This is a genomic window from Pseudomonas brassicae, assembly GCF_010671725.1.
Taxonomy (GTDB): Bacteria; Pseudomonadota; Gammaproteobacteria; order Pseudomonadales; family Pseudomonadaceae; genus Aquipseudomonas; species Aquipseudomonas brassicae.
The window spans coordinates 1-5,182 of the sequence record NZ_JAAHBU010000362.1 but is presented as its reverse complement, the minus strand read 5'-3'; the positions used below and the strand labels follow the sequence as shown (position 1 = coordinate 5,182).

General features: G+C 63.0%; 6 protein-coding genes and 1 pseudogene. 5 read left to right on the top strand and 2 right to left on the bottom strand.

Annotation, left to right across the window (positions count from 1 at the left end):
- Positions 1–61: 61 nt before the first annotated feature.
- A complete protein-coding gene (locus G3436_RS21560) occupies positions 62–361 on the bottom strand; it encodes a YciI family protein (RefSeq protein ID WP_163949267.1) in 300 nt (99 codons plus the stop codon).
- Position 362: 1 nt separating this feature from the next.
- Positions 363–959: a septation protein A gene (locus G3436_RS21555; protein WP_338001302.1), complete on the bottom strand. Its 597-nt coding sequence runs from the start codon at positions 957–959 to the stop codon at positions 363–365.
- 66 nt (positions 960–1,025) lie between these two features.
- Between G3436_RS21555 and G3436_RS21550 the strand changes: the two genes are divergently transcribed.
- The 5 genes and pseudogenes from G3436_RS21550 to rluB all read left to right on the top strand — a co-directional run.
- A complete protein-coding gene (locus tag G3436_RS21550) occupies positions 1,026–1,889 on the top strand; it encodes a PHP domain-containing protein (RefSeq protein ID WP_163949261.1) in 864 nt (287 codons plus the stop codon).
- A 13-nt stretch (positions 1,890–1,902) separates the two neighbouring features.
- Positions 1,903–2,531, top strand: a pseudogene (locus tag G3436_RS21545) (L-threonylcarbamoyladenylate synthase).
- Between the two features lie 128 nt (positions 2,532–2,659).
- Positions 2,660–3,358 carry a segregation and condensation protein A gene (locus tag G3436_RS21540; RefSeq protein ID WP_163949269.1) on the top strand — a complete coding sequence of 233 codons (699 nt, stop codon included), beginning with the start codon at positions 2,660–2,662 and terminating at the stop codon, positions 3,356–3,358.
- Between the two features lie 18 nt (positions 3,359–3,376).
- Complete coding sequence (scpB, locus tag G3436_RS21535; RefSeq protein WP_163949258.1) at positions 3,377–4,141, top strand: SMC-Scp complex subunit ScpB; 765 nt, start codon at positions 3,377–3,379, stop codon at positions 4,139–4,141.
- 152 nt (positions 4,142–4,293) lie between these two features.
- Positions 4,294–5,182 (top strand): 23S rRNA pseudouridine(2605) synthase RluB (gene rluB, locus G3436_RS21530; protein WP_163949255.1); only part of this gene is annotated, 889 nt, incomplete at its 3' end.

Genomic DNA, 5,182 nt, shown 5'->3' with positions numbered 1-5,182 from the left:
AGATCAAGATCAAGATCAACGGCAACGGCAAGATCTACAGCCACAGCCGGCGCGGCGAAGGTTACGGCAGGACTTGCTTGAACGGCTTGACCACAACCTCAGCGTAAACACCCGCCGCAACGAACGGATCCAACTGCGCCCAAGCCTTCGCGGCCTCCAGCGACTCAAACTCGGCAACGATCAGGCTGCCGCTGAAACCCGCCGCGCCCGGATCATTGCTGTCGATAGCCGGGTGCGGGCCGGCCAATACGAGGCGGCCTTCAGCCTTGAGCTGGTGCAGGCGTTCCAGGTGCGCCGGGCGCACAGCCAGGCGTTTTTCCAGCGAGTCGGCAACGTCTGTGGCAATGATGGCGTAGAGCATGTCAATCCTCGGTTTTTGGAGTGGTCGGGTCGCTGTCATGCAGGTGACGGGACAGATAGACGCCCTGGCCCACCAGGAACAGTACGGTCATGCCCAGGCTGCCGAACACCTTGAAGTCGACCCAGATGTCCTGGAAGGTAAAGGCAACGAACAGGTTGGCCGCGCCGCAGAACAGGAAAAATGCGATCCACGCCAGGTTCAGGCGGGTCCATACCGGCTCCGGCAAGGTCAACGCGTGGCCCATGATGCGCTTGATGAGCACCCGGTCACCCACGAAGTGGCTGCCGGCAAAGGCCATCGCAAACAGCCAGTTGACCACCGGCGCCTTCCACTTCAGGAAGGTCTCGCTGTGGAAGGCCAGGGTCAGGCCGCCAAACACCAGGCACGCCCCCAGGGTCAGCCATTGACCTTTTTCCAGGCGGCGCTGGCGGATCAGCAGGGCACCATAGACCACCAATGAGCTGATGATCAGCACGCCCGTGGCACTGTAGATGCCGCCCAGCTCGAACGACTGGCCTGCCAGCTCGACCGTGCGCGGGTCGAGCTTGTAGACGATGAAGAACAGCAACAACGGGATGAAATCGATGAATTGTTTCACAGTGGCAGCCAGAAGCAGGATGTGACGGCATAATAACAAACATCAATGAGAGCGAAAGCGCCACCTATGAATGTTGATCTGCACTGCCACAGCACCGCGTCCGATGGCGCCCTGTCGCCTACGGCGCTGGTTGCGCGTGCCCACGAACACGGCGTGCGGATGCTGTCGTTGACCGACCACGATACCCTTGAAGGCCAACGCGAGGCCTATGCCGCCACGCAGGCACTGGGCATGCAGTGGGTCAGCGGGGTGGAGTTGTCCTGCACCTGGGGCGGCGCCACGATCCATGTGCTGGGCTACAACTTCCCCCTCGATGCCGAACCGTTGTGCCAGGCGGTCGAGTCGTTGCACCACGGGCGCTGGTTGCGTGCCGAAGAGATCGACCGACGCCTGGCCCTCAAGGGCATGCCCGGTGCCCTCGATGGCTCGCGTGCCATCCAGCAGGAACTGGGCGACAGTGGCAATGCGCCGGCGCGGCCCCACTTTGCCGAATACCTGGTGCGCGCCGGCTACGTCAAGGACCGCGGCGAAGCCTTCCGCAAATGGCTGGGCGCCGGCAAGCTGGGCGACGTCAAGTTGCACTGGCCGAGCCTGGACGACACCGTGCAGACCTTGCGTCAGTCGCATGCCTGGGTGAGCCTGGCCCATCCGATGCACTACGAATTAACCCGCAGCAAGCGCCGCCGGCTGATTGCCGACTATATTCAAGCAGGTGGCCAGGCGCTGGAAGTGGTAAACGGGATGATGCCCGCCGAACAGGTGGGCACAATGTCGATCCTGGCCCGCGAGTTCGGTCTGCTGGCCAGCGCCGGCAGCGACTTTCATGGCCCGGGCGCCTGGTCTGAGATCGGTGTCTACCGGCCATTGCCGGAGGACCTGCCACCCCTGTGGCGTCGATTCAAACATGAGCAGCCCACTGCCGCCGTCTGAACAGGTAGACAATGTGAGTCAATTTTTCCAGATTCATCCGGAGAACCCGCAAGCGCGTCTGATCAAACAGGCTGTCGAAATCATCCGCAAGGGTGGCGTGGTGGTATACCCGACCGATTCGGCCTATGCCCTGGGCTGCCAGATCGGTGACAAGGCAGCCGTGGAGCGTGTGCGTCGCCTGCGCCAGTTGGACAAGACCCACAACTTCACGCTGATGTGCTGCGACATGTCGCAACTGGGGGTATTCGCCAAGATCGACACGGGCATTTTCCGCCTTCTCAAGGCCCATGTGCCAGGCCCGTACACCTTCATCCTCAACGGTACCCGCGAAGTACCGCGCCTGCTGCTGCACGAGAAGCGCCGCACCATGGCCTGCGCGTGCCGCAGAACCCGATCCTGCTGGCGTTGCTGGCCGAGCTTGGCGAGCCATTGATGAGTGTCAGCCTGATCCTGCCGGGCGACGAAGACCCGATGACCGACCCCTACGAAATCCGTCAGCGCCTGGAGCACCACGTCGACCTGATCATCGATGGCGGCTTTGGCGACCTCAAGGCCTCCACCGTGATCGACCTGACTGGCGACGAGCCGGTGTTGATCCGTGAAGGCTGTGGCGACCCGACCCCGTTTCTGGTCGAAGCGTGAATCAGGTCGCCCGCGCCGCGCCGGCCCTCGACCCGCAGGCCGGGGCTCAGCAGGAACTGCCGCTGGTGATGGTGTATGGCGAAGCCATGACCGAAATGCCGGTGGACCTGTATATCCCGCCCGACGCGCTGGAGGTGTTCCTCGAAGCGTTCGAAGGGCCGCTCGACCTGTTGCTGTACCTGATCCGCAAGCAGAACGTGGATATCCTCGACATTCCGGTGGCGGAAATCACCCGCCAGTACATGGGCTACGTCGAATTGATGAAGACCGTACGCCTGGAGCTGGCGGCCGAGTACCTGGTGATGGCCGCCATGCTGGCCGAGATCAAGTCGCGCATGCTGTTGCCGCGTTCGGCCGAAATCGAACAGGAAGAAGACGACCCGCGAGCGGAACTGATCCGCCGGCTGCAGGAGTACGAACGGTTCAAGGCCGCTGCCGAGGGCATTGACGGGCTCAGCCGGGTCGGCCGCGAGGTGATCGTGCCGCGCCTGGAGGCGCCGCAGGCCAAGGCTCGCAAGTTGCTGCCGGACGTCGCCCTGGAAGAGGTGCTGATGTCGATGGCCGAGGTGCTGCGCCGCGGCGACATGTTCGAAAGCCATCAGGTCAGCCGCGAGGCGCTGTCGACCCGCGAGCGCATGAGCGATGTGCTCGAACGCCTCAAGGGCGGCGGCTTTGTGCCTTTCGTCGAGTTGTTCAGCGCCGAGGAGGGCAAGCTGGGCGTGGTGGTGACGTTCATGGCAGTGCTCGAACTGGTCAAGGAATCTCTCGTCGAACTGGTGCAGAATGAGCCCTTTGCTCCCATCCATGTCCGCGCCCGGGCCGAATAACCGTACACGAGCACCCCAATGAACCTGACTGAACCCCGTGACCTGGCGCCGTTGCTGGAAGCCTTTCTGTTGGCCTCCGGCAAGGCGCAATCGCTGGAGCGCCTGTACGAGCTGTTCGAGGAGGCCGAGCGCCCCGAACCTGCGGTGTTCAGAAAGGCCCTCGAGGTGCTGCGCAAATCCTGTGCCGGGCGTGCCTTCGAACTCAAGGAAGTGGCCTCGGGGTATCGCCTGCAGATTCGCGAGGACTACGCGCCCTGGGTAGGGCGCCTGTGGGAAGAACGCCCGCAGCGCTACTCGCGTGCCCTGCTGGAGACCATTGCGCTGATCGCCTACCGCCAGCCGATCACCCGTGGCGAGATCGAGGATGTGCGCGGCGTTGCGGTCAACACCAACATCATCAAGACCCTGCTCGAACGTGAGTGGGTGCGTATCGTGGGTTACCGCGAAGTGCCCGGCAAGCCGGCGATGTTCGCCACCACCAAGGCTTTCCTCGATCACTTCAACCTGAAGAACCTAGATGAGCTGCCCTCGCTGGCCGAGCTGCGCGAGATGGAGCCCGATCCACTGCTGGAGGTGGACGATGCGCCGGTACCGGCGCACCTGCAGGCACTGGCCGACGAAAGTGCCGAGCCCGAGCCAGCGGTCGAGCAAACCAGCTTCCACAGCCTGCTGCTGGAGCTGGACTCCATGGAGCAGGGGCTCAAGACCGATTTTGATGACCTGCTGCAGGCGCCTGACGAGCCCGAGGATGAAGCACACGTCCAGGACGTGCCGCGCGACTGACAGCCCTTCGAGCGGAAAACGCCGTTGCGTGCGGCAATATCGACTAGTCTGTGGTGCGTTCGACGCCGGTTCAGCGTATGATTCGCGACCTTTTTGGCGCTTGTTTCGCCAATTCAATGATTTCCAGAAGCATTACACCGGGAGGTGCCCAGATGAGTGACCAGGATCTGCAAGACAGCCCGCCGCGTCCAGCCGGCGAAAAACTGCAAAAAGTACTCGCGCGCATTGGCGTGGGTTCACGCCGTGACGTCGAGGCCTGGATCAGCCAGGGCCGCATCAAGGTCAATGGCGTGGATGCCAGCCTTGGCCAGCGTGTCGACATGCACGATGCGATTTCCGTCGACGGTCGCCTGATCAAGCGTGAAGAAGCCGCCGAGACCGTGCGCCGCGTCATCATGTACAACAAGCCCGACGGCGAGATCTGCACCCGCGACGACCCGGAAGGCCGCCCGACCGTGTTCGATCGCCTGCCGCGTCCGAAAGAAGGCCGCTGGATCAACGTGGGCCGTCTGGACATCAACACCACCGGCCTGCTGATGTTCACCACCGACGGTGAGCTGGCCAACCGCCTGATGCACCCCTCGTCCGAAATGGACCGTGAGTATGCGGTGCGTGTGCGCGGTGAAGTCGACGAAGACATGATTGCGCGCCTGAAGGCCGGCGTGGTACTCGAAGACGGCCCGGCGCGCTTTACCGATATCCAGGAAGCGCCTGGCGGTGAAGGCTTCAACCACTGGTACCACTGCGTGGTGATGGAAGGCCGCAACCGTGAAGTGCGCCGCCTGTGGGAATCCCAGGGGCTGGTGGTCAGCCGTCTGAAGCGCGTGCGTTTTGGTCCGGTGTTCCTCAACTCTGACCTGCCGATGGGGCGCTGGCGCGAAATGAGCCAGGGCGAGGTGGATATCCTGGCGGCTGAAGTGGGCCTCAAGCCGGTGGCGATGCCGGCGATGAAAGCCAAGGTCAAGGACAAGCTCGAGCGTATGCAGCGCAAATCCTCCAAACCGGTTGGCCGTGGTGAGCGTGTACGTACCCTGCGTCCGT